The following is a 24,120-nucleotide window of genomic DNA, read 5'->3' on the forward strand; positions in this document are numbered from 1 at the left end:
GTCGAGGAGGGCCGGGGCCCGTCCTCGACGGCGGTGTACCGGTCGTCGCCGCTGCCGCCTACCGTCCGGTGCGCGCCGGACGGCGGGGCGTCACTTCAGGTGCCGGTCCAAGAAGCGGCACCCGTCCTCCAGTTCGAACCAGGGGGTGCCGGTGTGCCCGCCCAGGTTGGCGTGCAGCGTCTTCTCCTTGCTGCCGAAGGCGTCGAACAGGTCCAGCGCCCGCTGCCGGGGGTTCCCCTCGTCGTCCCACTGCAGCAGGAACAGCAGCGGGACGGTGACCTGCCGGGCCTCCTCGCGCTGGGCCCGGGGCACGTACCCCCCGGCGAAGAAGCCCGCGGCGACGATGCGCGGCTCGGTCACCGCAAGGCGGATGCCGAGGGCGGTCCACCCACCGGAGTACCCGACCGGGCCGCCGATCCCGGGCAGTTCGAGGAGGGCGTCCAGCGTGGCCCGCCATTCCGGGACCGCGTTCTCGACCAGCGGGCCGATGAAGGACTCGAAGATCTCGTCGACCGGCTCACCGGCCTGCATCGCCCGCCGGAGGTCGGCGCGGGCCCGCTCGTCGGCGGCGGAACGGGGGCGGTCACCGCAGCCGGCGGCGTCGATGGTGGCCACCGCGTAGCCGCGCGCCGCGGTGTGACGGGCCCGGGCCACCAGCCGGGGATCGGCCTTGGGCAGGCCGTTGTTGTGGGACATCAGGACCAGCGGTGCGGGTGCGGGTCCGGGCGTCCACAGGGTGCCGGGGGTCTCGCCGAGGAGGAATTCGCGCTCGAGGACGCCGTCGTCGAGGCGCTGTTCTGAAGTGAATCGCACGGTCGTGCCTTTCGGGAGGGCTGTTGAACGGCGCTCCCGGACGACCTATCGCCCGACCGTGACCCCGGAGGGGAGCACCCACGTCGACATGATGTTCACGGGTACCACCTCCTGGTTCTCTCGCACGGCCTCGGGGAGAGTAGCAACGCCCGGCCCGTCCCGCCAACGGGTTTTCGGGCCCGGCCCGACCCGTCAGCGGCACGCGTCCTCCGGGCGACGGCCGCGACCGGCTACGCGTCCCTGCGCCGGTCCCTGACCTCGGGGCGCGGCCGGAAGCCCGCCGCGGTGTAGGTCGCGACGGCGGCGGCATTCGAGCTCGGCGTGCAGACGATCGCGCTCGACGAGCCGAGCTCCCGCAGCGCGGCCGCGGCGGCGACACTGATCGCCGTGCCGTAGCCGTTCCCCCGGTGTTCCCGGTGGACGCCCATCGGCTCGAGCAGCCCGGGCCGCCCCGGGCCGGCCGACCACACCGTCACCGCCGCCACCGCGTCACCCCGGTGGTCGTGAGCGACCAGGCACCGGGCGCCGGCGTACGGCAGCCCGCCCGCCATCGCGTGCCAGCGCTCCTCCGTGAACGTCGACGCCTCGAACGCGGCCCGTTGTACGGCGGCCCGCACGCCGGCCCGCCCCGGCCCGGTCACCTCGATCCGCACGCCCGGGTCCTCCACCGGCTGCGTGAGCTCACGGCGCAACGGCGTCCACGGCTCGTCGGTGTCCCAGCCGGCCTCGGCGAGCAGATCCTGGACCAGCGCGCCCGCCGGCGCCTCGACGTACGCCTCGCCCGCCTTCAGCACGCCGCGTCCGGGGTCGGTCACGTCCGCGACGACCTGCCGTGCCAGCTCCTCGTCCCGCTGCAGGTCCGGCGCGAAGGTCAGCCGCAACAGGCCGACGCCGTCCAGCAGTCCGACGGCGAGGATCCGTCCGCCCCGGCTCCAGGTCCGTACCGCCGCGGCCGTCGCCTCCGCGCCGAACCGCCAGAACCAGCCCACGTCCCCCGGGTGCAGCTGCATCGGCGCCCCCTCGTACTGCCACTCCCCCAGCGCGCCCACGGCCGCGCCCAGCCCGTCGGCTCCCGGCCTGCCCACCACGATCGCCATGCCCCGATCCCACACCACCGCACCACCGTCCCGCACCCCGGTTTCGCGGGGCGCGGCCCCATCGGTCGCGGCGGGGCCCGGCCCCGGTGGACGGCGAACTCTGCGCTGCCCTGCGCTCCGTCACACGTCCTTCGGGCGCGCGATGAGGAGGGCCACGTCGTCACGGTCGGCGGGGTGGCGCAGGGCCGCGAGGAGGCGGTCGCAGGTCTCCTCGACCGGCTCGTCGGGGGCGTCGAGGAGGCGGAGCAGGTCGTCGAGGCGTTCGTCGATGGCGCGGTCGCGGGTCTCGACCAGGCCGTCGGTGTAGAGGACGAGGCGGTCGCCCGGGACGAGGTCGACGGTGGTGCTCTCGAAGGGCACGCCGCCGACCACCCCCAGCGGGGTGCCGGTGGGCAGGTCGAGCAGTTCGGGGCGCTTGCCCGCGCGGACGACGACCGGGGGCAGGTGGCCGGCGTTGGCGAGGTGGCAGACCCCGCGCGCGGGGTCGTGGACCGCGTAGACGCAGGTCGCGATGTAGGGGTCGAGCCCGTGGGTGATCCGGTCGAGGTGCCCGAGGACCTGGGCGGGGTCGAGGTCGAGGCCGGCGAGGGTGGAGGTGGCGGTGCGGAGCCGTCCCATGGTGGTCGCCGCGGGGACGCCGCTGCCCATGACGTCGCCGACGACGAGGGCGACCCGGCCGTCGTCGAAGGGGATGACGTCGTACCAGTCGCCCCCCACCTCGCTGCTGGCCTGGGCAGCGCAGTAGCGGGCGGCGAGTTCGAGGCGGGGGTGGGCGGGCGGGAGCTGCGGCAGGAGGCTGCGCTGCAGGGTCTCGGCGGTGCTGCGCAGTTGCTGGTGGAGGCGGGCGTTGTCGATGGACACCGCGGCGCGGGAGGCCAGTTCGCCGGCGAGGGTCTGGTCGTCCTCGTCGAAGGGCTGGGGGGTGCCGGCGCGGGCCAGGCCGAGGACGCCCAGGATCGCGCCCCGGGCGATGAGCGGGACCGCCATGGCCGTGTGGACGCCGGCGCGGGCCAGCAGCGATGCGGCGTCGGGGTCACGGGCGACGCGTACCAGGCTCCGCTCGTCGGCGTGGGTGATCAGGCCCGGGCGGCCGGTGTCCAGGCACCGCGCGGCGAGGTGGTCGGGGGCGTAGCTGACGAGCCGGCCGGCCCTGCCGAAGGCGCCCGCCGCGTCACCGGCGTCGACGCACTTGGAGGAGAGCGCGCGGAAGCGGGGGCGGTCGAGGCCGGGCTCGCCGCCGTCGTCGCGCAGCGCGGAGTCGAGGACGTCGACCGCGGCGAAGTCGGCCAGCTCGGGGACGACGACGTCGACGAGTTCGCGGGCGGTGTCCTCCACCTCCAGGGAGGTGCCGATGCGGGCGGAGCTGTCGGCGATCACGGCGAGCCGCCGCCGGGCCCGGTCGGCCTCCTGGGCGGTACGGTGCCGGTCGGTGACGTCCACCACGGAGGTCGCGATGCCCAGGACGTTCCCGTTGCGGTCCTCCAGCCGGAAGTAGGACACCGACCAGGCCCGGTCCGCGGTGGGGTCGGCGGACGTGCGGCCGACGACGTACCGGTCGACGATCGGGGTGCCGGTGCGCAGGACCTGCCGGAGCGCGTCCTCGGCCATCCGGAACCTGGGCCCGGGGAGCACCTCGCGGAAGCGGCGCCCGATGTGGTCGCCCTCCGTCATGCCGTGCATCCTCGCGAGGGCGGGGTTGACGGTCAGGTAGCGCAGGGAGGTGTCGAGCACCGCGAGCCCGATCGGGGACTGGGCGACCAGCTGGAGCGAGAGGGCGAGGCCGCGTTCCAGCCGTTGCAGCACGGGGCGGTCGGTGGCTATCCCCAGGGCGTAGACGCGGCCGCGGCTGTCCGTCAGGCGGACGTTGCGGAACTCCGCCAGCCGGGTCGAACCGTCCTTGTGGCGCACCGGAAACGCCCCCGACCAGCTGCGGCCGGTCTCGAGCACCTCGGTGAACAACTTCATGGCGTCGTCGCGGTGCTCGGGCCGGACGAGCAGCGGCGCCGCGTAGCGGCCGACCGCCTCACCCGCGGAGTAGCCGAACAGTTGCTCCGCCTGCGGGCTCCACATGTCGATGCGCCCGTCCGACTCGAGCAGGACCGCGGCCACTCCCAGCAGGTCCATGAGTCCGCTGGGGCCGAGTGCCCTGGCCTCGAGCTGATCGGCGCCGAGCGGCTGCCGCGCTTCGCTCATCGCAGGCTCCCTCTTCGCCCGCCCCTTCGCCGATCCCTTCCTCGCTTTCCGACCGTCCGCCTACCCCGGCTGCGGCGAGTGAGTCCTGCTCGTCGCCGGCCGGGCGGCCCGTGCGGCCACGTTTCCCCGGCCGACTCCCGGGCAGGTGCCCATTTCGTACGAGAAGCGCGCAGAATGTACAGAAGGTACGAAAGAGGGAAAATCCATGGCTGCAGAGTTTCCGGGCGGCCGCCGCGTCCTGGCGGTCGTCAGCAATTACGGGGTCGAGCAGGACGAACTGGTCGTCCCCGTCGAACACCTCCGCGAGAAGGGCGCCGACGTGACCGTCGCGGCGACGCGGCGGGACGTCGTGCAGACGCTGGTCGGCGACAAGGACCCGGGCAAGGTCGTGGAACCGGACACCACCCTCGACGAGGTGGACCCCGCCGGTTTCGACCTGCTGCTCATCCCGGGCGGCACGATCAACGCCGACAACCTGCGGCTGCAGGGCAGGGCGATGGACGTGGTGCGGGCGTTCGCCTCGTCGGGGCGTCCGATCGCGGCTATCTGCCACGGCCCGTGGGCGCTGGTCGAGGCGGGCGTGGCGCAGGGCAAGACGCTCACCTCGTACGCCTCGGTGCGGACGGACCTGCTCAACGCGGGCGCCGCTTCCTGGGTCGACGAGCCGGTGGTGAGCGACGCCTCCGCCGGGTACCCGCTGGTCACCTCGCGCACGCCGAAGGACCTGGACGCCTTCCTGGGTGAGGTCGACAAGGTCCTCGCCGGGGCGTGAGGCAGCCCGGCGGCCGGAGTCGGGGCGGGATCAGGGCTCGATGAGTCCGGCCCGGATCGCGTAGCGGGTGAGTTGGAGGCGGTCGCGCAGACCGAGCTTCTGCAGGAGGTTGGCGCGGTGCCGCTCGACCGTCTTGACGCTGATGAAGAGCAGGCCGGCGATCTCCTGGGACGTGTGGCCCTCGGCGACGAGCTTGAGGATCTCCTCCTCGCGTTCGGTGATGGCGCGGGCGGGCAGGGGCTCGCCCTGGCGGGCGCGTTCGAGGTAGCTGCGGATCAGGGTGGTGACGGCGCCCGGGTAGATGAACGGCTCGTCGCGCACGGCGGCCCGGCAGGCCTCGACGAGGTCGCGGTCGGCGACGGACTTCAGGACGTATCCGCTGGCCCCGGCCTTGAGGGCCTCGAAGAAGTACTGCTCGTTGTCGTACATCGTCAGGATGAGGATGCGCAGGCCGGGGCGGAGCCTGCTCAGTTCCCTGGCGGCCTGCAGGCCGGTCATGCGGGGCATGGCAATGTCCAGGACGGCCAGGTCGACGGGCTCCGCGCGGGCCTTGGCGACGGCTTCGGCGCCGTCGCCGGCCTCGGCGACGACGGTCAGGTCGGGTTCGCCGTCGAGGATCAGCCGGACCCCCCGCCGCACCAGCGCGTGGTCGTCGGCGAGGAGGATGCGGGTGGGGGGCGGGGCGGTCATCGGGGGCCGTCCGCCGGCGGCGCGGGTACGTCGAGACGGACGTCGGTGCCGCCGCCGGGGGCGGCGCCCACGGTCAGCGCGGCGCCGATGAGCAGGGCCCGTTCGCGCATGCCGCGCATCCCGGCACCTTCGGGGACCTGGCCGAGGCCCTTGCCGTTGTCCCGGACGAGCAGCTCGGCGCCGCCCCCCGGGACGGCGCCCAGGTGGATCTCCACCCGGTCCGCGCCCGAGTGCCGGGCCGCGTTGGTGACGGCCTCCTGGGCCACCCGGTAGAGCACCAGCTCGGTCTCGTGGTCGAGCGCCGGGAGGGCGGGCGCCGAATGGTCCACGTCGACGACCGTGAGCCCGGGGGTGGTGAACTCGCCGGCCAGGGCGCGCAGGGCGCTGCGCAGGCCGAGTTCCTCCAGGACGCCGGGGCGCAGCCGCCGCGCGATGCGGCGGATCTCGTCGAGCCCGGCGCGGGTGGTCTCCTGCACCTGCCGCAGGTCGTCGCCCAGAGGTCCGGGGGCCAGGTCCGCACTGCGTCCCAGCTGCAGGACGACGGCGGTGAGGGTCTGGCCGACCTCGTCGTGGAGTTCCCGGGCGATGCGCTGCCGTTCGGCCTCCTGCGCGGACAGCACGCGGGCGCTGGTGGTGGCGCGTTCGGTCTCCAGACGGTCGAGCATGGTGTTGAACGTCGTGATGAGCGCGGACACCTCCCCGGACCCGGTGACGGCGGGGCGGCCGCCGGGGCGGAGCAGGTCGGCGGAGTTCATCGCCCGGCTCAGCCGCTGCAGCGGCGCGAGGCCGACCCGCAGCAGCAGGGCGTTGGCGCCGAGCATCGCGGCCAGTCCCACGCCGATCACCAGCGCCTCGCCCAGCAGGACGGGGGTGGAGACCGTGACGGGCCCGAGCAGCAGGACCGTGGCGACGACCAGCACCGCGCCGTTCAGCAGGAAGATCCGCCAGTACAGCGACATGGTCCCGCCTTCCTCCGGGGCCCACCCCCACCGTCCGCCGGCACCGCGGTGACGCCCGGGCGGGGACGCCGCGCCCCTCCTGCCGCGGGTGGTGGGCACCCGGGTCCCGCTTCCAGCCTGCCCCGGCCCGGGGGGTGGCCGCCATCGGGGCCGGCACCCATTTCCGGACCGCGGGATTGGGTGCCGGACCCGATGGTTCCGCGGGCGGGCGCGGGCGACGGTGGACGTGACGGGGCCCACCGTCTCCGGGAGGAGGACACCATGCCGCACCCGCACAAGGCCATCGAGGACATCGCGGCCGAGACCAGGCGCACGGACCCCCGCTTCGCCGAGGGGTTGCGGACCGGCCGCCCCTGCGCGCCGCGTGAGTACCGGCGGCGGACGGGCTGGTTCCTGCTGACCGTCGCGCTCGCCTGGATCCTGATCGGCATCGTGCTGCCACAAGGGTTGCTGCTGGCGGCCGGGCTGGTCCTGGCCGGCGTCGGCGCGGCGGTGCTCGACCCGCGGCACGACGTCGTGGGACGGGGCCGCCGACGTCCCTGATCCGGGCGCCGGGCGGCGGGCCCGACGGCGGGACGGCGGGACGGACAGGCGCCGGGCCGGTCCGAAGGTTGTTCGCGGGGCCCGCGTGTGGCGCCGTTGCGCACGGCTCGGGCGGGCTATTGTGTCGCCGACCGTAAAATTGCGCAAATCGTCACATTTGGGAGCCCTACGTGATCGAAGGCATCGGCAGGCGCCGTTTTCTCGCCGCGGGGGCGGCCGTCGTAGGGGCGGGCGCGACGAGCAGGGCATGGGCGGGCACACCGCTTGCCGATGTACCACCGGGCGGGGTCCTGCGGAGCAAGGCCCGGCTCCCCCGCCCGTACCAGGTACCCCTGCCGATCCCGCCGGTCCTCCAGCCCACGCTGCGGACCCCGACGACCGACTACTACAACATGACCCAGCGCGTGGCGAAGCTGGAGATCCTCCCGGGACTGCGCACCAGCTGCTGGACGTACGACGGCTACTTCCCCGGGCCCACGATCCTCTCCCGCTCGGGGCGCACCACGGTCGTCACGCACCGCAACGAGCTGCCCCAGCCGACCGTCGTGCACCTGCACGGCGGCCACACGCCCGAGGAGAGCGACGGCTACCCGATCGACCTGACGATGCCGGTCGGCAGCCGCATGTCGTACGACGACGCGATGGCGGGCATGCCCGAGATGCACGGCTCGTCCGGCCGCATGAGCCACGGCCAGCGCAGCTACACCTACCCGATGCTGCAGCGCGCCGCGACGCTCTGGTACCACGACCACCGCATGGGCTACACGGGCCCGGCGGTGTACCGCGGCCTGGCCGGGTTCCACCTGCTGACGGACGACGAGGAGGACGCGCTCGACCTGCCGCGCGGCTCCCGCGACATCCCGCTGCTGCTCGCCGACCGGGCGTTCGGCGAGAACGGGTCGCTGCTCTACCCCGCGGTCGACTCGGGCATGCACAAGCCGGGCGTCGTGCACGCGCACCACTTCGGCATGATGGGCGACGTCATCCTGGTCAACGGCGCCCCGTGGCCGGTGCACCGGGTCAAGCGGCAGCGCTACCGGCTGCGGTTCCTCAACGGCTGCAACGTCCGGGACTTCCGCCTGGAGCTGGACCCCCCGCCGCCCGGCGGCAAGGGCCTGCTGCAGATCGGCAGCGACGGCGGACTGCTGGGCCGCCCGCTGGCGCACGACAGCCTGCGCATCGCCCCCGCCGAACGCTTCGACATCGTCGTGGACTTCGCCCGCTACCGGCCCGGCACCAAGGTGCGCCTGGTCAACCGCTACGGCAGCGGCAGCACCGCGCAGGTCATGCGCTTCGACGTCTCGCCGTCGTCCCGGAAGCCGCACGACGACAGCCACATCCCCAACCGGCTGTCGCGCCACCCGGCGACCGTGCTCGACCCCAGCAAGGCGGTGGCGCACCGCACCTTCGCCTTCCGGCACTCGCGTGACGGCTGGACGATCAACAACCTGCCGTACAAGCCGGGCCGTTCACTGGCCAACGTGAAGCTCGGCTCGGTCGAGATCTGGAAGTTCACCTCGGTGTTCTTCCACTCGGTGCACGTGCACCTCGACGCGTTCCGGGTGCTGTCCCGCAACGGCAAGAAGCCGGGGGCGTTCGACGCGGGGTGGAAGGACACGGTGGCGACGGGCCCGGGCGAGACCGTCGAGGTGGCAGTCCGTTTCACGGACTACACGGGCAAGTTCATGATCCACTGCCACAACCTCGAGCACGAGGACATGGCGATGATGGCGGACTTCACCACGTACTGAGACCGGGGCACCGGTCCCGGCCCCCGGCCCGGCACGCGTCAGCTGGACGCGGCCGGGCCGGACGGCTGTCCGGGGCCCGTACCGCCGGGCGGGGGACCCTCCCCTCCCGGAGGTGCGGGCGTTCCGGGCCCGGGGGTGCGCGGGGCGGGGCCCGTACCGGGCGGCGGGGACTGCGGGGCGGTCCCGCCCCGTTCCCCCGTCGGCGTGGCGGAGGCCGCCGCCGAACCCCCGGGGGAACCCGGCGGGCTGCCGGACGGCACGCTCTGCGGCGCCGTCGTCCGCTCGTCGCCGGTGGCCTTGCCGTCGCCGCTGTCCCGGGTGAACCACTGGCCGCCGGCGGGGTCGCGCACCACGAACTCCTTCACCGGCCGGGACGCCGGCGCCACCACCACCGTCCTGGACGGCTGGTAGCCGGGCCACGCCTGGCCGACGGTGTCGGCGCCGTCCTTCTGCTCGACCGGCCGGGTCAGCGGATTGCCGCAGGCGCAGCGCACCCGGGGCAGGCCCCGGTCGTCCACCAGGACCGCGGTCCCGGCCTGCAGCACCGACTGGAAGGCGGTGGGCCGGCCGCCGCGGTAGCCGTGGTTGGTCACCCGGGTGTCGGCGCGGAGCTGGAGCGGGGTCAGGTCCCGCAGGTAGGCCGGCACCTCGGACGGCGTGAGGCCCAGCACCCTGGCGAACGCCTTGTTCTTCGACGGGTCCGCGGACAGGGCGCTGACCTGCTTCTCCACGTCGCAGCTCGCGACGTCGCGCGTGCCGCCGTACAGGCCCGGCGTGTTGCCGCTGTAGACCTGCCGCACGGTGCCCCCCGTGGCCGACGAGGTCGGCACTGCCGGCGGCTCCGAAGGGGCGGCGGTCCCCTCGGCCGTCGACCGCGTGAACGGGTCGGGTCCCGCGCTGCCCGCGGTCTGCAGGAACAGCTCGCCGGGCTTGCCGCCCGACACCCCGCCGGGCCGGGTGTACACCACGGCGAGGGCCACCGCGGCCACCACGGCCGCGGTGAGCAGCGCCACCTTGGGCACCGAACGCCACCACGGACGTCCGGGACCACCGCCGTCGCCGTCGCCGCCACCGCCGCCTCCGCCGTCGTCCGGCGGTTCGCCCGGTGGCGGGGGCGGCTCCCCCACGACGACCGTCGGGGTCCGGCGCCGCCGCCCGGGCGGGTCCTGGCCGGGGGGCCTGCCCTCGTCCGTTCCGTCCGGGCCGGACAGCGGACCGGCGGGCGGGCCCTCGGGGCGGGCGAGCGAGGGCGGTAGAACGCTCACAGGGCTTTCCTCCACTGGTCCCGGACCGGCACGCAGGACGGACGGTGCCGCCGGCCGCGTCAGAAGCCCCACCTGCTGACCATTGTGTGCGTCTTCCTCGCGGTCCCCGCAAGCCGACGTGTGCCGTGACGGGGCGCGCCGCGGGCCCCGTGCCGGGCCGCCGCGAGGGGTGCGCCGCCGCGGTTGCGGGGGGACCATGGAATCCCACCGGCAAGGGCGGCGGGGGACGGCGGACCGACCGGCCGGAACGGCAGGCGGAAGAGGCCCCCACCATGGACGACGCGGATCGGCGCACGACCGGCCCGGAGGGGCAGGACGGGGTCTCCACGGGCCCGAGCGGACTGATGGACCTCCTGGGCGTGGCCGCGGTGCTCCTGCAGGGTGACGGCCGGGTCGACATGTGGAGCCCGCAGGCCGAGGAGCTGTTCGGCTACACGGCGCAGGAGGCGGTCGGCCGCCACGCCGCCCACCTGCTGGTGCACGACGCGCACCGCACCCTCGTCGACCGGCTGTTCTCCGAGATCATGAAGACCGGCGAGAGCTGGGCGGGGTCCTTCCCGGTGCGCCGCAAGGACGGCAGCCGGCGGCTGGTGGAGTTCCGCAACATGCGCCTGATGGACAGCCTGGGCGACCACTACATCCTCGGCCTCGCCACCGACCGCTCCACCATGCGCGAGGTGGAGCAGGAGGTCGCCCTGTCCACCCGACTGATCTCGCAGTCGCCGATCGGCATCGCGGTGCTGGACACCGGGTTGCGGTACCTCTCCCTGAACCCCGCGCTCGCGCGGTTCCACGGCATCCCGGTCCGGGACCACCTCGGCCGCACCTTCCGCGGCGTCCTGCCCGGGCCCGAGTTCCGGGCGGTGGAGGCCGAGATGCGGCAGGTGCTGGCGTCGGGCGTACCGATGGTCGACCGCTACATCGTCGGCCACGCGCCGTCGGGGCCGCGCGAGGAGCACGCGTGGGCGGTGTCGCTGTACCGGCTGGAGGACCACCGCGGGCACGTGCTGGGCGTCGCCGAGGTCGTCGTCGACATCACCGACCGGCACCGCGCTGCCGCGGAAGCCGACCGCGCCCGGCGCCGGCTGGCGATGATCGCCGAGGGTTCCGCCCGGATCGGCACCGCCCTGGAGGTGGAGCGGACGGTGCGGGAACTCGTCGAGGTCGTCGTGCCCGACCTGGCGGACCTCGCGGCGGTCGACATCCTCGACGCCGTCCTGGACCGGCGCGGCACCGCCCCGCACCGGGACCCGCCGGTGTTCCGCTCCCTCGCGGTCCGGAGCGCCTACCCGACGGACGCGACCCGGGCCGTCCCGGCCCCGGGCGAGGCCGTCACCTACCACGCCGACCACCTCTCGGCCGGTTGCGTGCGCACGCTGCGTCCGCACATGATCGCCCGTGCCGGCAGGCAGGACCTCGAACGCATCAGTCCCGACCCCGGGTCGGCACGGCTGCTCGCCGAGGCGGGTGTCCACTCGTGCATGGCGGTCCCGCTCATCGCCCGCGGCGAGGTGCTGGGCGTGCTGGGCCTGAGCCGCGCCCGTACGGACACCTCCTTCGACGAGGACGACCTGACCCTCGCCTGCGAACTCGCCGCGCGCGCGGCCGTCTGCATCGACAACGCGCGCTGGTACCAGCAGGTGCGCGACACCGCCGAGACCCTGCAGCGCAGCCTCCTCCCGCAGCCGCAACCCTTCCACCCCGGCCTGGAGGTCGCCGCCCGCTACCGCCCCGCGCAGGCCACGAGCAAGGTGGGCGGCGACTGGTACGACGTCATCCCGCTCGACGACGACCGGACCGCGCTCGTCGTCGGCGACGTCATGGGCAGCGGCATCGACGCCGCCACCACCATGGGGCGGCTGCGCACCGCCACCTCCACACTGGCCGAGCTGGACCTGGACCCCGCCAGGGTGCTGGGCCACCTCGACAAGATCACGCGCGGCCTCGACCCGTACATCGCGACCTGCGTGTACGCCCTGTACGACGCGCGCAGCGCCAAGTGCCGGCTGGCGACCGCCGGGCACCTGCCCCCGGTCCTGGTGCACGGCGACGGCTCACCGGAGCTGCTCGACCTGCCCACGGGGACGCCGCTGGGGGTCGGCGGCGTCCCGTTCGAGAGCACGGACGTCACGCTGGCGCCCGGCGACCGTCTGGTGCTGTACACCGACGGGCTGGTGGAGACCCGCGACGACCCGATCGACGAGCGCCTCGCCCTGCTCGTGGAGCTGCTCGGCACCGCGGACCCCTCGGTGGAGGAGACCTGCGACCGGCTGCTGCGCGAGCTGCGCGGCACGGACGACCACGACGACGTGGCCCTTCTGATCGCCCGCGCGGACCCGCGCCGCCGGCCCTGCGCACGTCCCTGAACAGGTGCCGCCGGGCGGGTGGTGACCCGCCCCGCCCGGTGGGCTCGGCACCGGCACGGTGGAATGCATGGGGTTCGGCCCCGGCGCACGCCCGGGCCGTACTGCCGCACCGAAAGGCGTGAGGGAATGGGACACGGCGGAAACGTGATCGCTGAGCTGCTGGCCGACCACCGCGAGGTCGAGGAGGTCTTCGACCGCATGCAGTCGATGTCGACCGGCGACCCGGCGCTGCGGGAGCTGGTGGACGAGGTGACCATCGAGCTGGTGCGGCACTCGGTGGCGGAGGAGCAGTACCTCTACCCGGCCGTCCGCGAGCACGTCGAGGGCGGGGACCGCATCGCGGACAAGGAGATCGCGGACCACGCCAGGATCGAGGAACTGCTGAAGGAACTGGAACAGCTGCCGCCGAACGACGGCCGGTTCCACCCCCTGCTGATGCGGCTGATGGACGAGGTGACCGCGCACGTCCAGGACGAGGAGGGCAGGCTGTTCCCCCTGCTCGGTGACGCGTGCACCCCCGAGGCGCTCGACGACCTCGGCGACAAGGTACGCCGCGCCAAGTCCCTCGCCCCCACCCGCCCGCACCCCGCCGCGCCGGACACCCCTCCCGCCAACAAGATCCTCGCCCCGGGTGCGGGCCTCGTCGACCGCGCCCGCGACTTCGTGAGCGGCCGCGGCCGGTCCTGACCTCCGGCCGCACACGTGCGGCGGCGCAGGGTTCCCGTCCCTTCCGGGACCCTGCGCCGGGTCCTCGCGGGTCGCGGGCGTGATGCGGCTCATGTCGCGAAAGCGAGGTTTTGCGTACGCTGGGCGCGCCGCGCACCGGACGGGCGCGGCATCCACGCGCACGGAGGACGGTCCGCCCGGCATGCACAGTGAGTTCTCGTCGGTCATCGCCGCGGCCACCCGGTGGCTGCTGTCCGCCCACCCGGCGACCGGCGGAGCGCTCAGCCGTGCGCTGGCCGAGGCCCAGGCCCGCCAGGCCGCCACGGTCGCCGCCGCCCTGCGCTACCCGACCGCACTGGACGCCGCCCTGCTCGGGCTGCTCGCGCCCGGCGGCGCCGACCGGCTGGACCGGGTCTCCGGCGCCGGCGGCGACCACGAGGCCGTGGGGGAGGCCGGCACCGGCTGGCGGACCTGGGTGGACGAGGTCGTCGTGAGCTGGGCGGCCTGCCTGCTGTCCGACCCGGCCCTGGCCGCCTCCGCCGTGGCGGCCGTGGCGGCCACCGAGCACGGCCCCTCCCTGGCGGGCGACGCCCTCCGGCTCACCTCCCCCGGCGCCCACGACCGCGCGGCGTCCGTCCTCCTCCGCCACCCGGACCTGGTGGCCCCGATAGCCGGCCTGCACCGCGCCGAACTCGCCGCGCTGCTGGCCGCGGAGCCGCTGGACACCTCCGCGGCGTAGCCACCGGCTCCGCGCACCGGGCGTGATGTTCACAGGTGTACGCGGTGTTTGTTCGGGAAAAGGCAGAAGATGCCTATACGTGATGCCGTGACCTGGTTGGCCGGCCGCAGCCGGGACCCGGTCGTCACCCTGACCGCGCGGGCGACCGTCGCCGCGACCATCTCGTACGTGATCGCCGTGCACGTCAGTAGCGAGTCTGCCCCGCTGACGGCGCCGCTCACCGCCCTGCTGGTCGTGCAGGTGACGCTCTACTCGACGCTCACCACGGGCATCCGCCGGGTGAACTCCGTGGTGGTCGGGGTGCTGATCGCCGTCGGGTTCAGCGCGCTGGTGGGGCTGACCTGGTGGAGCCTGGGGCTGATCATCCTCGCGGCGCTGGTCATCGGGCAGTTCGTGCGGGTCGACGAGTTCGTCAACGAGGTGGCGATCAGCGCCATGCTGGTGCTCGGGGTGAGCCAGTTGACGGTGCAGGCCTGGGACCGCGTGCTGGAGACCCTGATCGGGGCCGGGGTGGGACTTCTGCTCAACGTCCTGTTCGCGCCGCCGGTGTGGGTGGGGACCGCCGGGGCGTCCCTCGAGGACCTGGCCCGCCGCATGCGTCACCTCCTGCTGTGCTGCGCGGAGGAACTGGGCTCCCCCGCCACGGTGGAACGGGCCGCGGCACGGCTGCACGAGGCGCGCCGGCTCGACCAGGACGTGGCCGAGGTCGACACCGCGCTGCGCCGGGCCGAGGACAGCCTGCGGCTCAATCCCCGCGTCAAGGAGGGCCTGTTGTCGCGGGTGGTGCTGAGGACCGGTCTGGACACCCTGGAGATCTGCGTCGTCGTACTGCGGGTCATGGCGCGGTCGCTGACCGACCTCGCCAAGCGGCGCGGCGCCGGCGAGCCCTTGTTCGACCGCGACGTGGCGGTCGCCCTGGAGGAGCTCTTCGGGCATCTCGGAGGGGCGCTCGTCAGCTTCGCCGTCCTGGTCACGACGCAGGTCAGCAGCAACGCCGAGGAGGCCGAGGCCCGGCTGGCCGCGGAGCTGACGGCGGCCCGCGCGAGCCGGGAGAAGGTCGCCGACATGCTGCTCGACCGGGTGCGGGAGCACCCGGGGGCGTGGCAGCTGCACGGCTCGCTGCTCGCCGAGGTGGACCGCATCCTCGACGAGCTGGCGCTGGAGCACCGTTCGCACCGGCTGATGGAGGAGCTGGACGAGGCCGCCCGGGCGCAGCAGGAACGCTTCGCCGTACTGGCCAGGCTGCGCCTCGTGGCCCGCGGCGAGCGCGTACGGCGCCGCCGTCGCGGCCGCGGGGCGCCCGGCGGGGACACGCGTGCGGGACGGCCGCCGGTGCCCTCGGCCCGTGCGGACCGGCCGGGCCGCGCGCCGGGCGACCGGCGCCGCCCGGGGCGCGACCGGTCGCGCTCGGGGTGACGGCCGGTCGCGTACCGGGGTGACGGCCGGTCGCGCTCGGGGGGCGGCTGGTCCCGCCCGGAGCGACGGCCGACGTCAGACGGTGGTGACGACCTCGTCGTACGGCAGGCGCGGGCCGCGCTCGCGCCAGGCGTTCTCGCCCGGCTCGCCGATGTTGACCACGGCCAGCACGGAGTGGTCGCCGTCGGGGAAGAACTCCTTGTCGACCGCGTCCGCGTCGAAGCCGGTCATCGGGCCGGCGGCCAGTCCCGCCGCCCGCACGCCGAGGATGAAGTAGCCGACCTGCAACGCGGCGTTGAAGGCCGCCGACGCCTCGCGCACCGGGCGCTCGGCGAAGAGCACCTCCTTGGCCTGCGGGAAGGCCGGGAACTGGGCGGGCAGCTCCTCGTGGAACTCGTTGTCGGCGGCCAGGACCGCGACCAGCGGCGCCGCGGCGGTCTTCGCCCGGTTGCCCTCGTTCATGTGGCGCACCAGGCGCTCGCGGGCCTCGGGGGAACGCACCAGCACGATGCGCAGCGGCTGCTGGTTGTAGGCGGTGGGGGCGTACTTGACCAGGTCGTACACGGCCTGGACCTGTTCGTCGGTCACCGGCTCCCCGGTGAAGGCGTTGGCGGTGCGCGCCTCGCGGAAGAGGAGGTTCTGGGCGGCGGAGTCGAGCCGGAGGGTCATCGGGTACCTCTGGGACGGTCGGGGGCTGGGTCTACCGCGCCACCCGGACCCGGCCACGACGACGACGCCGGGGCGGGAGCCGGGGGGCGCTTCCGGTAGTTCATGACCGGATGACCCCCCGGTCGTGTGACACCGTGGCCCGGCCCCGCCCCACGGCTCCGTGCGCCGGGAGCGGGTACGCCGCCGGCTCAGCCGCCCGCGAACTCCAGCAGGTCGGCGTTGAAGCGCTCGGCGAACTTCGGCACCATCGCCAGCCCGTGCGGGGCCCCCTCGTACACCTTGTAGACCGCTCCCTTGACGATCTTCGAGCTCTTGGCGCCGGCGGCCACGATGGGCACGATCTGGTCGTCGTCACCGTGGATGATCAGTGTCGGGACGTCGATCTTCTTGAGGTCCTCGGTCGTGTCCGTCTCGGAGAACGCCTTGACGCAGTCGTAGGCGCCCTTGATGCCCACCGACATGCTCCACAGCCAGAACTCGTCGCGGGTCCCCTGGCTGACGGTCGAGCCGTCGCGGTTCGCGCCGTAGAACGGGGCGCTGAGGTCCCGGTAGTACTGGGACCTGTCGATGGCCACGCCCTCGCGGATCTCGTCGAAGACCTCCATCGGCAGGCCCTCGGGGTTGGCGTCCGTCTTCAGCATCAGCGGCGGGATCGCGCCCACCAGCACCGCCTTGGCGACCCGGCCGGTGCCGTGCCGCCCCATGTAGCGCGTGACCTCCCCGCCGCCGGTCGAGTGGCCGACGAGGATGATGTCGCGCAGGTCGAGTTCCTCGATCACGGCCGCCAGGTCGTCGGCGTAGGTGTCGAGGTCGTTGCCGTCCCACGGCTGGTCGGACCGCCCGCCGCCGCGGCGGTCGTGGGCGACGCCACGGAAACCGTGGTCCACCATCAACTGCATCTGCGGGTCCCAGGCGTCCGCGGTCAGCGGCCACCCGTGGGAGAACACGACGGGCCGGCCGGTCCCCCAGTCCTTGAAGAAGATCCGGGTCCCGTCCTTGGCTGTTGCGTAGGGCATGATCCTGAGGCCTCCTCGCTCCGGTGGGAACGCAGGGTTTCGGGCTTGCCCGCACTCGGGCCGGGCCGAGTACGCCGTTGCTCAAACCGTAACGTCGCGGCGAGGTCACGGCGCGCCGAGACCGGCCGCACGGCCTCCGGGGCCGTGCCGGAGGCGGCCCGGGTCAGGCGGGCGCGTCCAGCAGGTGCGGGCCGTTGTTCCGGACGCTGTTCACCGCCGTGCCGACGGGGCGGACGGCCAGGTGACCGTCGGCCGGCGCGGTCAGGAGCGCGCGCAGTTCCTCCGGGTCCTGGTGCTCGGGGTCGAGCCAGGCGTCGTAGTCGGCGGCCGCGATGGTCAGCGGCATCCGGGGGTGGACCCGGCCGGCGGCATCCGTGGCCTCGGTGGTGATGATCGTGCACGTGGCCAGCCAGGCGCCCGGGTCGTCGTCGCCGGCGACCTCCTTGTTCCGCCACCACTCGTACAACCCCGCGAAGGCCATCCCCTGGCCCTGCTGCTCGGGGCCGATGAAGTAGGGCTGCTTGTAGGCCTTGCGCTCGTCGGTGGCCGGGACGGGGACCCACTCGTAGAAGCCGTCGGCCGGCAGCAGGCAGCGGCGGCGGCTGAACGCCCGGCGGTAGGCCGGCTTCTCGTGGACCGTCTCCATCCGGGCGTTGATCATCCTGGACCCGACCGCGGGATCCTTGGCCCAGGACGGGACCAGCCCCCACCGCAGCGGCAGCAACCGCCGCTCCAGCGCGCCGGTCTCCCGGTCGACGCCTTCCAGGACCGACCAGACGCTGTCCGTCGGGGCGACGTTCCAGCTCGGCGCCACGAGGGCTTCCGGGTTCCATTCGGTGACCCGGAACTGCTGCACCAAGTCCTCGGGGCGTCGGGTGGAGACGTAACGGCCGCACATGCCCACCAGCCTCCCACGCCCCTCTGACAGCGGCCGGTGCCGCGCGCGGGCCGGGGCGGTGGGGTCGAGGAAGGCGGAGGGGGGTATTACGGTCGTAAACATGACAGAGTCACCCCAGACCCGGGCCCGTACCTGGCTGATCACCGGGGCGACGTCGGGGATCGGCCGCGAACTGGCCGCCCAGGCGCTCGACGCCGGGGAGAACGTCGCCGCGCTGGCCCGCAGTACCGCGTCGCTGGCCGAGCTGCGGGCGGCGCACCCGGACCGGTTGCTGCTGATCGACACCGACGTGCGCGACCAGGCGGCCGTGGCGGCGGCCGTCGCGCAGGCGGTGGACCGCTTCGGCGGCATCGACGTGGTCTCCAACAACGCGGGCTACGGCCTCTTCGGGGCGGTCGAGGAGGCCACCGACGAACAGGCCCGCGCCATCTTCGACACGAACGTCTTCGGCGTGCTCAACGTGCTCCGGGCGGCCCTGCCGGTGCTCCGCGCCCAGCGGTCCGGCCACGTCTTCCAGGGCTCCTCGCTCTACGGGCAGAGCGCGCACTCCGGCGTCGGGCTCCTGGCGGCGACCAAGTACGCCGTCGAGGGCCTCTCGGACGCCCTCGCCGACGAGCTGGCCCCGCTCGGCATCAAGGTCACCATGGTCCAGCCCGGGCCCACCGCCACCGGGTTCCTCGGCAACCTGGACGTCGCGGCCGCCATCCCCGACTACGACCCCACCGTCCGCGAGGTCCAGAAGGCCATCGGCGCGCAGCCCGCGTCGGCCTTCGCGTCACCGGCACGCATCGCGGCGGGCATCCGGACGGCCGCCGCGAGCGACAGCCCGCCGCTGCGGCTGGCCCTCGGCGTCGCCGGCGCGGACGCGATGCGCAACGCCCTCAGCGCGCGCCTGGCCGAACTGGACGCCTGGGCCGGGACCACCCGCGCGGTCGACGCCTGACGGCTGCCGCCACGCCACGGGCCGGCGGCCCGCCGGTTCAGCCGCGCGGTGCGACGGAGGCGTCCAGCAGCGGGCCGAGTTCGCGGGCGACGGCGGTGAGGGCGCGAACGTCACGTTCCGCCCTGGCGATGACGACGGCACCCTCGATGGCGCTGATCATCAGCGTCGCCAGCGACGGTGCCCGCGCGGCCGGCACGCCCATCCCCTCCAGCGCCCCGGCGACGGGCCCGGTCCAGGTCGCGAAGGCGGCGGCCGCCGCGGAACGAGTGGCGTCGGAGGTCCCGGCGCAGTCCACGGTGGCCGCGGCGACCGGGCAGCCGGCGTCGTAGCCGGAGCTCAGGAACTCGTCCGTCCACTGGCCGACCATGGCGGCGAACAGCCCGGCGGGGGTGGGCTCGGGCAGGGCGGCGAGGAAGCGGGCCACGCGGTTGCCGGCGTAGCGGCCGGCCCAGCCGACGGCCTCGTTGACCAACTGCTCCTTGCCGCCGGGGAAGTAGTACTGCAGCGAACCCCGGGGCGCCCCCGCGTGGGTGGCGACGTCGCGCATGCCGGTCGCCGTGACGCCGCCGCGACGGATGAGCTGCGCGGCGCTGAAGACCATGCGCTCGCGCGGACCCCGCTCCGAACCGGTCATTCGCCGACCTCCCGCCCTCTGCCCTTCCGTCCGCCCGCGCCCGGGGTGGCGGCCGTGCCCGGTGCGCGTCAGCCTAGCGACGCGCGTCGCGCAACGGGGGCCGGCGGCCGGCGCCACGGGTCTATTATGACCGCTGTCATAGCGCTTATGACAGCCGTCATAACGCGCGGGTCGATCGGCCGGACGGGCCGGGGACGGCGGTGGGCAGTGACGGACGTGGGTTTCATCGGCCTGGGGATCATGGGGCAGCCCATGGCGCTCCGGCTGGCCGGCTCGGGGACGCGGCTCGTGGTCTGGAACCGTACGGCCGCCCGGTGCGCCCCGCTGCGCGCGGCCGGGGCCGAGGTGGCCGACGGGCCCGGTGCGGTGTTCGACCGGGCCCGCGTGGTGGTCCTGATGCTCGCCGACGGCGCCGCCGTCGACGCCGTCCTGGGCCGCGGCACCCCGGACTTCGCGGCCCGGGTCGCCGGGCACGTCGTCGTGCACATGGGGACCACCTCGCCCGCGTACTCGCACGGCCTGGAGGCCGCCGTGCGCGCGGCGGGCGGCCGCTACGTCGAGGCTCCGGTCTCCGGCTCCCGCAAGCCCGCGGAGGCGGGGCAGCTCGTCACGATGCTCGCCGGTGACCCGGAGGCGGTGGAGGAGGTGCGGCCGCTGCTCGCCCCGGTGTGCCGGGAGTCGTTCGTCTGCGGTCCCGTGCCCGGGGCGCTGCTGATGAAGCTCTCGGTGAACCTCTTCCTGATCACGATGGTCACCGGGCTCACCGAGGCCTTCCACTTCGCGGAACGGCAGGGCCTGGACACCGGGCAGTTCCTCGACGTCCTGGACGCCGGGCCGATGGCCAGCGCGGTGTCGCGGATGAAGGCACCGAAACTGCGGGAGCGCGACTTCTCCGCGCAGGCCGCCGCGGCGGACGTGCTGCACAACAACCGCCTCATCGCCGAGGCGGCCCGGGCGTCCGGCCTGGCCTCGCCGCTGCTGGACGTCTGCCACGCCCTCTTCGGCGAGACCGTGGAACAGGGCGGCGGACGTGCGGACATGGTGGCCGTCCTGCGGGCGATCGAGGCCAGGACGGACCTCTCCGGCGACCTGGTCGCCGACGTGCCGCAGGGAGGTGGCCGGCGATGAGCGCGACCCTCACGCCGGCGGAGGCCGCCGCCACCGCCCGGCGCGTCTGGCGGCTCGCCGAACCGGTGCACGCCGTCACCTATTTCGCGCCCGAGGCGCGCGCCGCGTACGAGGAGGCGGGGCTGCGCGGCTACTGGCGCGGGTACTTCGCAGGTCGCGCGGCGCCCCTCGGCCCGGTCGGCCCGGAGCCCGTCGTGGCCGCCTTCTTCGGCTTCGCGCCCGGCATGGTGGCCCGCGCACTGCCCGGCGTCTGGGCTCTCGCGCCGCCCGAGCGCGCCCTGGAGGCGCGGCGGCGCGGGGCGGGCGCCGCGCTGCGGCGGCTGCTGGCGGGGCGGGAGGCCGCGGTGGCGGAGGCGGTGGAGCTGCTGCGTCCGGTGACCGGCGGACTCGACATCGCGGGCCGCGTGCTCGCCGCCGCGAACCTGGCGCTCCCCTCCCCCGGCGACCCGGTCGACGCCCTGTGGCACCAGGCCACCCTGCTGCGCGAGCACCGCGGCGACGGCCATGTCGCGGCGCTCGTCGCCGCGGGCCTGGACGGGTGCGAGGCGCTGGTGCTGCGCACGGGCATCGACCTGCCGCGTACGGAACTGCAGCCGCACCGCGGGTGGACCGACGGGGAGTGGGACGCCGCGGCGGCCCGCCTCGCCGCCCGCGGCCTGCTCGGCGCGGACGGGTCCGCGACGGTCGCGGGGCGGGAGGCGCACCGGGAACTGGAGGAGGCCACCGACCGCGCCGCCGGGCGGCCGTGGGAGGCGTCGGCCCCGGAGGCCGTCGAACGGCTCGCCACGGTGCTGTCCGCCGTGGCGCGGGCCTGCGCGGTGGCGCTGCCGTACCCGAACCCGATGGGCGTGCCCGCGCCCTGAGGGGTGGCCGAGGCGGCAGAGGCGGCTCAGGCCGACAGCAGCCCGGCGATGCAGGCGTCCCAGTCGATGCGGGTGCCCTCGGTGCCCAGCGGGACGAGTCGTGCGGTCGCGGCCAGGAAACCGGCGAGCTCGCCCGTGGCGACCTGCAGGACGGCCGTGCCGCCGGGGCCGGCGAGGGTGATCAGGGTGTGGGCGTGGTCGCCGGGTTCGACGTGGACGTCGCCGTCCCCGGCGGAGGCCGCGAGCCCGGCCAGCAGCAGGTCACGGGAGAGCACCCACTCCGCCTCGTCGGCACCGCCCCGGCCGAAGCGCATCCGGACGGTGTAGGGGTCGTCGGCCCGGTACTCGCAGTCCGCCGACAGATCGAGGAACCGCCGGGTCCCGGTGATCAGCCGCAGGGACAGGTGCTCGGTGAGTGCTCGCATGGACGCCCCCTCGTGGGCCCGGTTCGGCCGCGTCGCCGTCCGGCCCTGTTGCCGTTCAGCAGCATGTCGTTGCCCTGCGCTTGCCCCGGGACGGGCGGTCCGGGCCGGGGTGACGGGGAAGATTTCGTGAAGGCTCGGCGAGGTCGCCGCCCGGCGGGGTGAAGCAGGCCGTGATCGTCTTGCCGTTCGTCCGGGTCCGGGCGTGGAAGTGGTCCGCGACGGCGTTCACCAGCGCCAGTCCGCGCCCACCGGTGGCGGTCCACTCGGGGAACCGCACGACGGGCACCTGGTGGTCGGCGTCGTGGACGCTCACGTGCAGGCGGCTGCCGTCCCAGGTGAGGACGAGGTCGGCGGCGCTGTGCGCGTGGACGTGGGCGTTGGTCACCAGTTCCGACACCGTGAGCAGCACGTCGTCGACCGTGCCGGGGGCGTGCGCCGTCCAGTCGAGGGTGGCCAGGTGCTCACGTGTCCAGTGCCGGCCGGCGCGCGCCCCGCCCGCCGCCGGGAAGGACCTCGCCCAGCCGACCGCCTTCATGGAACCGCCGGTCATCGGAGTCTCCCTCCGCCACGGGTTGCGGCGACGCCGTCCCGGTCGGGGCTCCTGCCCCAGGGGCGGGGTGGGCGAAACGGCGGTTCACCCGGGTGCCCGCTCAGGAGTGCCGGTCCGGCGCCATGGCGTCGGCCGCGCCGGGGAGTTCACCGCCGATCGCGGGCACCGGGGGCGGGGCTCCGTCCGTCGCGCGCTGCGGCAGCGGCACCCCGGCGACGGCCGCCGCGCGTTCGGTGCTGTCCGGGGAGCACCCCAGCCATGCGCAGAACAGCACCGTCGCGTCGTCCTGGAACTCGCCCACCTGGTGGTCCGACACCCGGCGCATCAGCCGGCACAGGGTCTCGGGCAGCGGCAGCCGGTCGGCGTGGTGGCGGATGAGGAAGTCGAGGAACCCGGTGAGGCCGAACTCCCCGCCGGTGACGGTACGCGCCTCCGGGATGCCGTCGGTGTACATCACCAGGCGGTCGCCCGGCTCCAGTTGCTCACGGCACACCTGCGGTGCCACGCCCAGTCCCAGCCCCATGGGGTCGCCGGGCGAGCAGGCGAGTTCGGCGACCCAGCGGCCGCCGCGGATGAGGATCGGCGGGTGGTGGCCGCGGTTGACCCATTCGAAGAGGCCGGTCCCCGTGTCGAGGCGGGCGACGACGCCGGTGGCGTAGCGCGTCCCCTCGAACTGCTCGACCACCGCCCGCTCGATCTCCTCGGTGATCTCGACCAGGTCCGCCTTGCGGCGGCGCGCGTTGCGGCTGGCGCCCATGGCGAGGCTCGCGGTCAGTCCGGCCGCGGTGTCGTGCCCCATCGCGTCGAAGATCGACAGGTGGACCACCGGCCCGTCGAGCGCGTAGTCGAAGGCGTCGCCCCCGACCCGGTAGGCGGGTTCCAGCGCCGCGGAGATGACCACCCGGCCGTCCGAGTACGAGCGCGGCGGCAGCAGGCGCCACTGCATCTCGGCGGCCACGTTCATCGCCTCGGTGCGCACCGTGCGGGCGTACACGTCGCTGTAGTCGCGCTTGGCGGTGACGATGAGGGCCACCGCGTCGGCCAGCGACTGCACGTTCTCGCGGGTACGCAGGTCGTCGCCCTCGGTCGTCACGCGAAGCAGGCCCAGCCGTTCCGAACCGCCCAGCAGCGGCGCCCACCAGCGGCACTTGCCGGGGCAGGAGGAGACGGCGGGGAGCAGCCTGCCGTACTGGAAGGCGCGGCCGGGCACCGTGCCCTCGATCCTCAGCTCGGCGCTGTGGTTGCGCCGGCACTCGTCCGCGCCGTCCTCGGCGAGATTGCGCAGTACACGGCGCTGGAGGTCGGCGAGGTAGATCGTCACGTGGTCGAGGCCGGCCGGCAGCGCGTGCTCGGCCACCTTGGCCGGCAGCTGCTCCAGGGGCATCAGGTGGCTGTCGGCCAGCAGGCCCGCCAGCATCCGGTGACCGAGCCGATCCCTGTCCTGAACCGTCACCCTGTGCTCCTCGCCGCCCGCCCGCGGAGCCGGTGTTCCGGCGACCGCGCCCGGGCCGGGTGGCCCCCGTCCTGAACCCCTCCCATCGTACGCACACCGGGCACAGGGGATGTAACCGGCAGATCCCTGCGGCCAGGGCCCATGGCGGGGCGCGAAGCGTGCGCCGATGACGTACGGCGGTACGGATGGCGGGGCGCCCCGCGGAGCGCCGTTACGTAGCTTGACGGACGCCTTTCGGCGGGTTTCGCCCTAGTTTTTGCTGTGTCCGCGG

General features: G+C 74.6%; 23 protein-coding genes. 10 read left to right on the forward strand and 13 right to left on the reverse strand.

Annotated elements, in window-relative coordinates:
* Nucleotides 1-90: 90 nt before the first annotated feature.
* The 3 genes from ABZ479_RS35715 to ABZ479_RS35725 all read right to left on the reverse strand — a co-directional run bounded on the left by ABZ479_RS35715 (nt 91) and on the right by ABZ479_RS35725 (nt 4,103).
* Nucleotides 91-813, reverse strand: a complete 723-nt coding sequence (locus ABZ479_RS35715; RefSeq protein ID WP_500465431.1) for a dienelactone hydrolase family protein — start codon at nt 811-813, stop codon at nt 91-93.
* A 230-nt stretch (nt 814-1,043) separates the two neighbouring features.
* A complete protein-coding gene (locus ABZ479_RS35720; protein WP_500465432.1) occupies nt 1,044-1,910 on the reverse strand; it encodes a GNAT family N-acetyltransferase in 867 nt (288 codons plus the stop codon).
* Between the two features lie 120 nt (nt 1,911-2,030).
* A complete protein-coding gene (locus ABZ479_RS35725; RefSeq protein WP_500465433.1) occupies nt 2,031-4,103 on the reverse strand; it encodes a SpoIIE family protein phosphatase in 2,073 nt (690 codons plus the stop codon).
* Between the two features lie 205 nt (nt 4,104-4,308).
* Between ABZ479_RS35725 and ABZ479_RS35730 the strand changes: the two genes are divergently transcribed.
* On the forward strand, nt 4,309-4,875 hold the full coding sequence (locus ABZ479_RS35730; RefSeq protein ID WP_500465434.1) for a type 1 glutamine amidotransferase domain-containing protein: 567 nt from the start codon (nt 4,309-4,311) through the stop codon (nt 4,873-4,875).
* A 30-nt stretch (nt 4,876-4,905) separates the two neighbouring features.
* Here the strand turns inward: ABZ479_RS35730 and ABZ479_RS35735 are convergent, their stop codons facing one another.
* Both ABZ479_RS35735 and ABZ479_RS35740 read right to left on the reverse strand, forming a co-directional pair.
* The gene (locus tag ABZ479_RS35735; RefSeq protein ID WP_499609489.1) at nt 4,906-5,565 is read right to left on the reverse strand and encodes a response regulator transcription factor; all 660 of its coding nucleotides are present in this window, start codon (nt 5,563-5,565) and stop codon (nt 4,906-4,908) included.
* A complete protein-coding gene (locus ABZ479_RS35740) occupies nt 5,562-6,524 on the reverse strand; it encodes a HAMP domain-containing sensor histidine kinase (RefSeq protein WP_499609492.1) in 963 nt (320 codons plus the stop codon). Before ABZ479_RS35740 ends, ABZ479_RS35735 begins: the two co-directional genes overlap by 4 nt.
* 261 nt (nt 6,525-6,785) lie before the next feature.
* Between ABZ479_RS35740 and ABZ479_RS35745 the strand changes: the two genes are divergently transcribed.
* Both ABZ479_RS35745 and ABZ479_RS35750 read left to right on the forward strand, forming a co-directional pair.
* Complete coding sequence (locus tag ABZ479_RS35745) at nt 6,786-7,067, forward strand: DUF3040 domain-containing protein (RefSeq protein WP_500465435.1); 282 nt, start codon at nt 6,786-6,788, stop codon at nt 7,065-7,067.
* A 170-nt stretch (nt 7,068-7,237) separates the two neighbouring features.
* A complete protein-coding gene (locus ABZ479_RS35750; RefSeq protein ID WP_500465436.1) occupies nt 7,238-8,818 on the forward strand; it encodes a multicopper oxidase family protein in 1,581 nt (526 codons plus the stop codon).
* Nucleotides 8,819-8,856: 38 nt separating this feature from the next.
* On the opposite strand, the gene ABZ479_RS35755 is transcribed toward ABZ479_RS35750, so the two are convergent.
* Nucleotides 8,857-10,083, reverse strand: coding sequence for a DUF6777 domain-containing protein (locus ABZ479_RS35755; protein ID WP_500465437.1), 1,227 nt, complete (start codon nt 10,081-10,083; stop codon nt 8,857-8,859).
* 272 nt (nt 10,084-10,355) lie between these two features.
* Here ABZ479_RS35755 and ABZ479_RS35760 point away from each other — a divergent pair, with 272 nt between their 5' ends.
* The 4 genes from ABZ479_RS35760 (at nt 10,356) to ABZ479_RS35775 (ending at nt 15,270) form a co-directional block, all read left to right on the forward strand.
* Nucleotides 10,356-12,449, forward strand: coding sequence for a SpoIIE family protein phosphatase (locus tag ABZ479_RS35760; RefSeq protein ID WP_500465438.1), 2,094 nt, complete (start codon nt 10,356-10,358; stop codon nt 12,447-12,449).
* 126 nt (nt 12,450-12,575) lie between these two features.
* Nucleotides 12,576-13,136 carry a hemerythrin domain-containing protein gene (locus ABZ479_RS35765; RefSeq protein WP_499609505.1) on the forward strand — a complete coding sequence of 187 codons (561 nt, stop codon included), beginning with the start codon at nt 12,576-12,578 and terminating at the stop codon, nt 13,134-13,136.
* Nucleotides 13,137-13,317: 181 nt separating this feature from the next.
* Nucleotides 13,318-13,854 (forward strand): hypothetical protein, encoded by a 537-nt coding sequence (locus ABZ479_RS35770; RefSeq protein WP_500465439.1) that lies wholly within the window; start codon nt 13,318-13,320, stop codon nt 13,852-13,854.
* Between the two features lie 69 nt (nt 13,855-13,923).
* Nucleotides 13,924-15,270, forward strand: coding sequence for an FUSC family protein (locus ABZ479_RS35775; protein WP_500465440.1), 1,347 nt, complete (start codon nt 13,924-13,926; stop codon nt 15,268-15,270).
* A 75-nt stretch (nt 15,271-15,345) separates the two neighbouring features.
* Here the strand turns inward: ABZ479_RS35775 and ABZ479_RS35780 are convergent, their stop codons facing one another.
* The 3 genes from ABZ479_RS35780 to ABZ479_RS35790 form a co-directional block, all read right to left on the reverse strand.
* On the reverse strand, nt 15,346-15,939 hold the full coding sequence (locus ABZ479_RS35780; protein ID WP_499609514.1) for a malonic semialdehyde reductase: 594 nt from the start codon (nt 15,937-15,939) through the stop codon (nt 15,346-15,348).
* Between the two features lie 188 nt (nt 15,940-16,127).
* Entirely contained in the window at nt 16,128-16,955 is an 828-nt protein-coding gene (locus ABZ479_RS35785; protein ID WP_500465441.1) for an alpha/beta fold hydrolase, read from the reverse strand.
* Between the two features lie 163 nt (nt 16,956-17,118).
* Nucleotides 17,119-17,853 carry an SOS response-associated peptidase gene (locus ABZ479_RS35790; protein ID WP_500465478.1) on the reverse strand — a complete coding sequence of 245 codons (735 nt, stop codon included), beginning with the start codon at nt 17,851-17,853 and terminating at the stop codon, nt 17,119-17,121.
* 100 nt (nt 17,854-17,953) lie between these two features.
* On the opposite strand from ABZ479_RS35790, the gene ABZ479_RS35795 reads away from it, so the two are divergent.
* Nucleotides 17,954-18,796 carry an SDR family NAD(P)-dependent oxidoreductase gene (locus ABZ479_RS35795; RefSeq protein WP_500465443.1) on the forward strand — a complete coding sequence of 281 codons (843 nt, stop codon included), beginning with the start codon at nt 17,954-17,956 and terminating at the stop codon, nt 18,794-18,796.
* A 37-nt stretch (nt 18,797-18,833) separates the two neighbouring features.
* Here the strand turns inward: ABZ479_RS35795 and ABZ479_RS35800 are convergent, their stop codons facing one another.
* The gene (locus ABZ479_RS35800; RefSeq protein WP_500465445.1) at nt 18,834-19,430 is read right to left on the reverse strand and encodes a TetR/AcrR family transcriptional regulator; all 597 of its coding nucleotides are present in this window, start codon (nt 19,428-19,430) and stop codon (nt 18,834-18,836) included.
* Nucleotides 19,431-19,637: 207 nt separating this feature from the next.
* Between ABZ479_RS35800 and ABZ479_RS35805 the strand changes: the two genes are divergently transcribed.
* Both ABZ479_RS35805 and ABZ479_RS35810 read left to right on the forward strand, forming a co-directional pair.
* A complete protein-coding gene (locus tag ABZ479_RS35805; protein ID WP_499609526.1) occupies nt 19,638-20,558 on the forward strand; it encodes an NAD(P)-dependent oxidoreductase in 921 nt (306 codons plus the stop codon).
* Entirely contained in the window at nt 20,555-21,421 is an 867-nt protein-coding gene (locus tag ABZ479_RS35810; protein WP_500465447.1) for an SCO6745 family protein, read from the forward strand. The genes ABZ479_RS35805 and ABZ479_RS35810 overlap by 4 nt, the downstream gene beginning before the upstream one ends.
* Before the next feature lie 26 nt (nt 21,422-21,447).
* On the opposite strand, the gene ABZ479_RS35815 is transcribed toward ABZ479_RS35810, so the two are convergent.
* From ABZ479_RS35815 to ABZ479_RS35825, 3 genes are all read right to left on the reverse strand, one after another.
* Nucleotides 21,448-21,846, reverse strand: a complete 399-nt coding sequence (locus ABZ479_RS35815; protein ID WP_500465448.1) for an SsgA family sporulation/cell division regulator — start codon at nt 21,844-21,846, stop codon at nt 21,448-21,450.
* 55 nt (nt 21,847-21,901) lie between these two features.
* Entirely contained in the window at nt 21,902-22,396 is a 495-nt protein-coding gene (locus tag ABZ479_RS35820) for an ATP-binding protein (protein ID WP_500465449.1), read from the reverse strand.
* A 100-nt stretch (nt 22,397-22,496) separates the two neighbouring features.
* On the reverse strand, nt 22,497-23,849 hold the full coding sequence (locus ABZ479_RS35825) for a PP2C family protein-serine/threonine phosphatase (RefSeq protein WP_500465450.1): 1,353 nt from the start codon (nt 23,847-23,849) through the stop codon (nt 22,497-22,499).
* Nucleotides 23,850-24,120: the final 271 nt, after the last annotated feature.

Origin of the sequence: Streptomyces sp. NPDC005722 (assembly GCF_040630935.1) — a bacterium.
GTDB lineage: Bacteria > Actinomycetota > Actinomycetes > Streptomycetales > Streptomycetaceae > Actinacidiphila.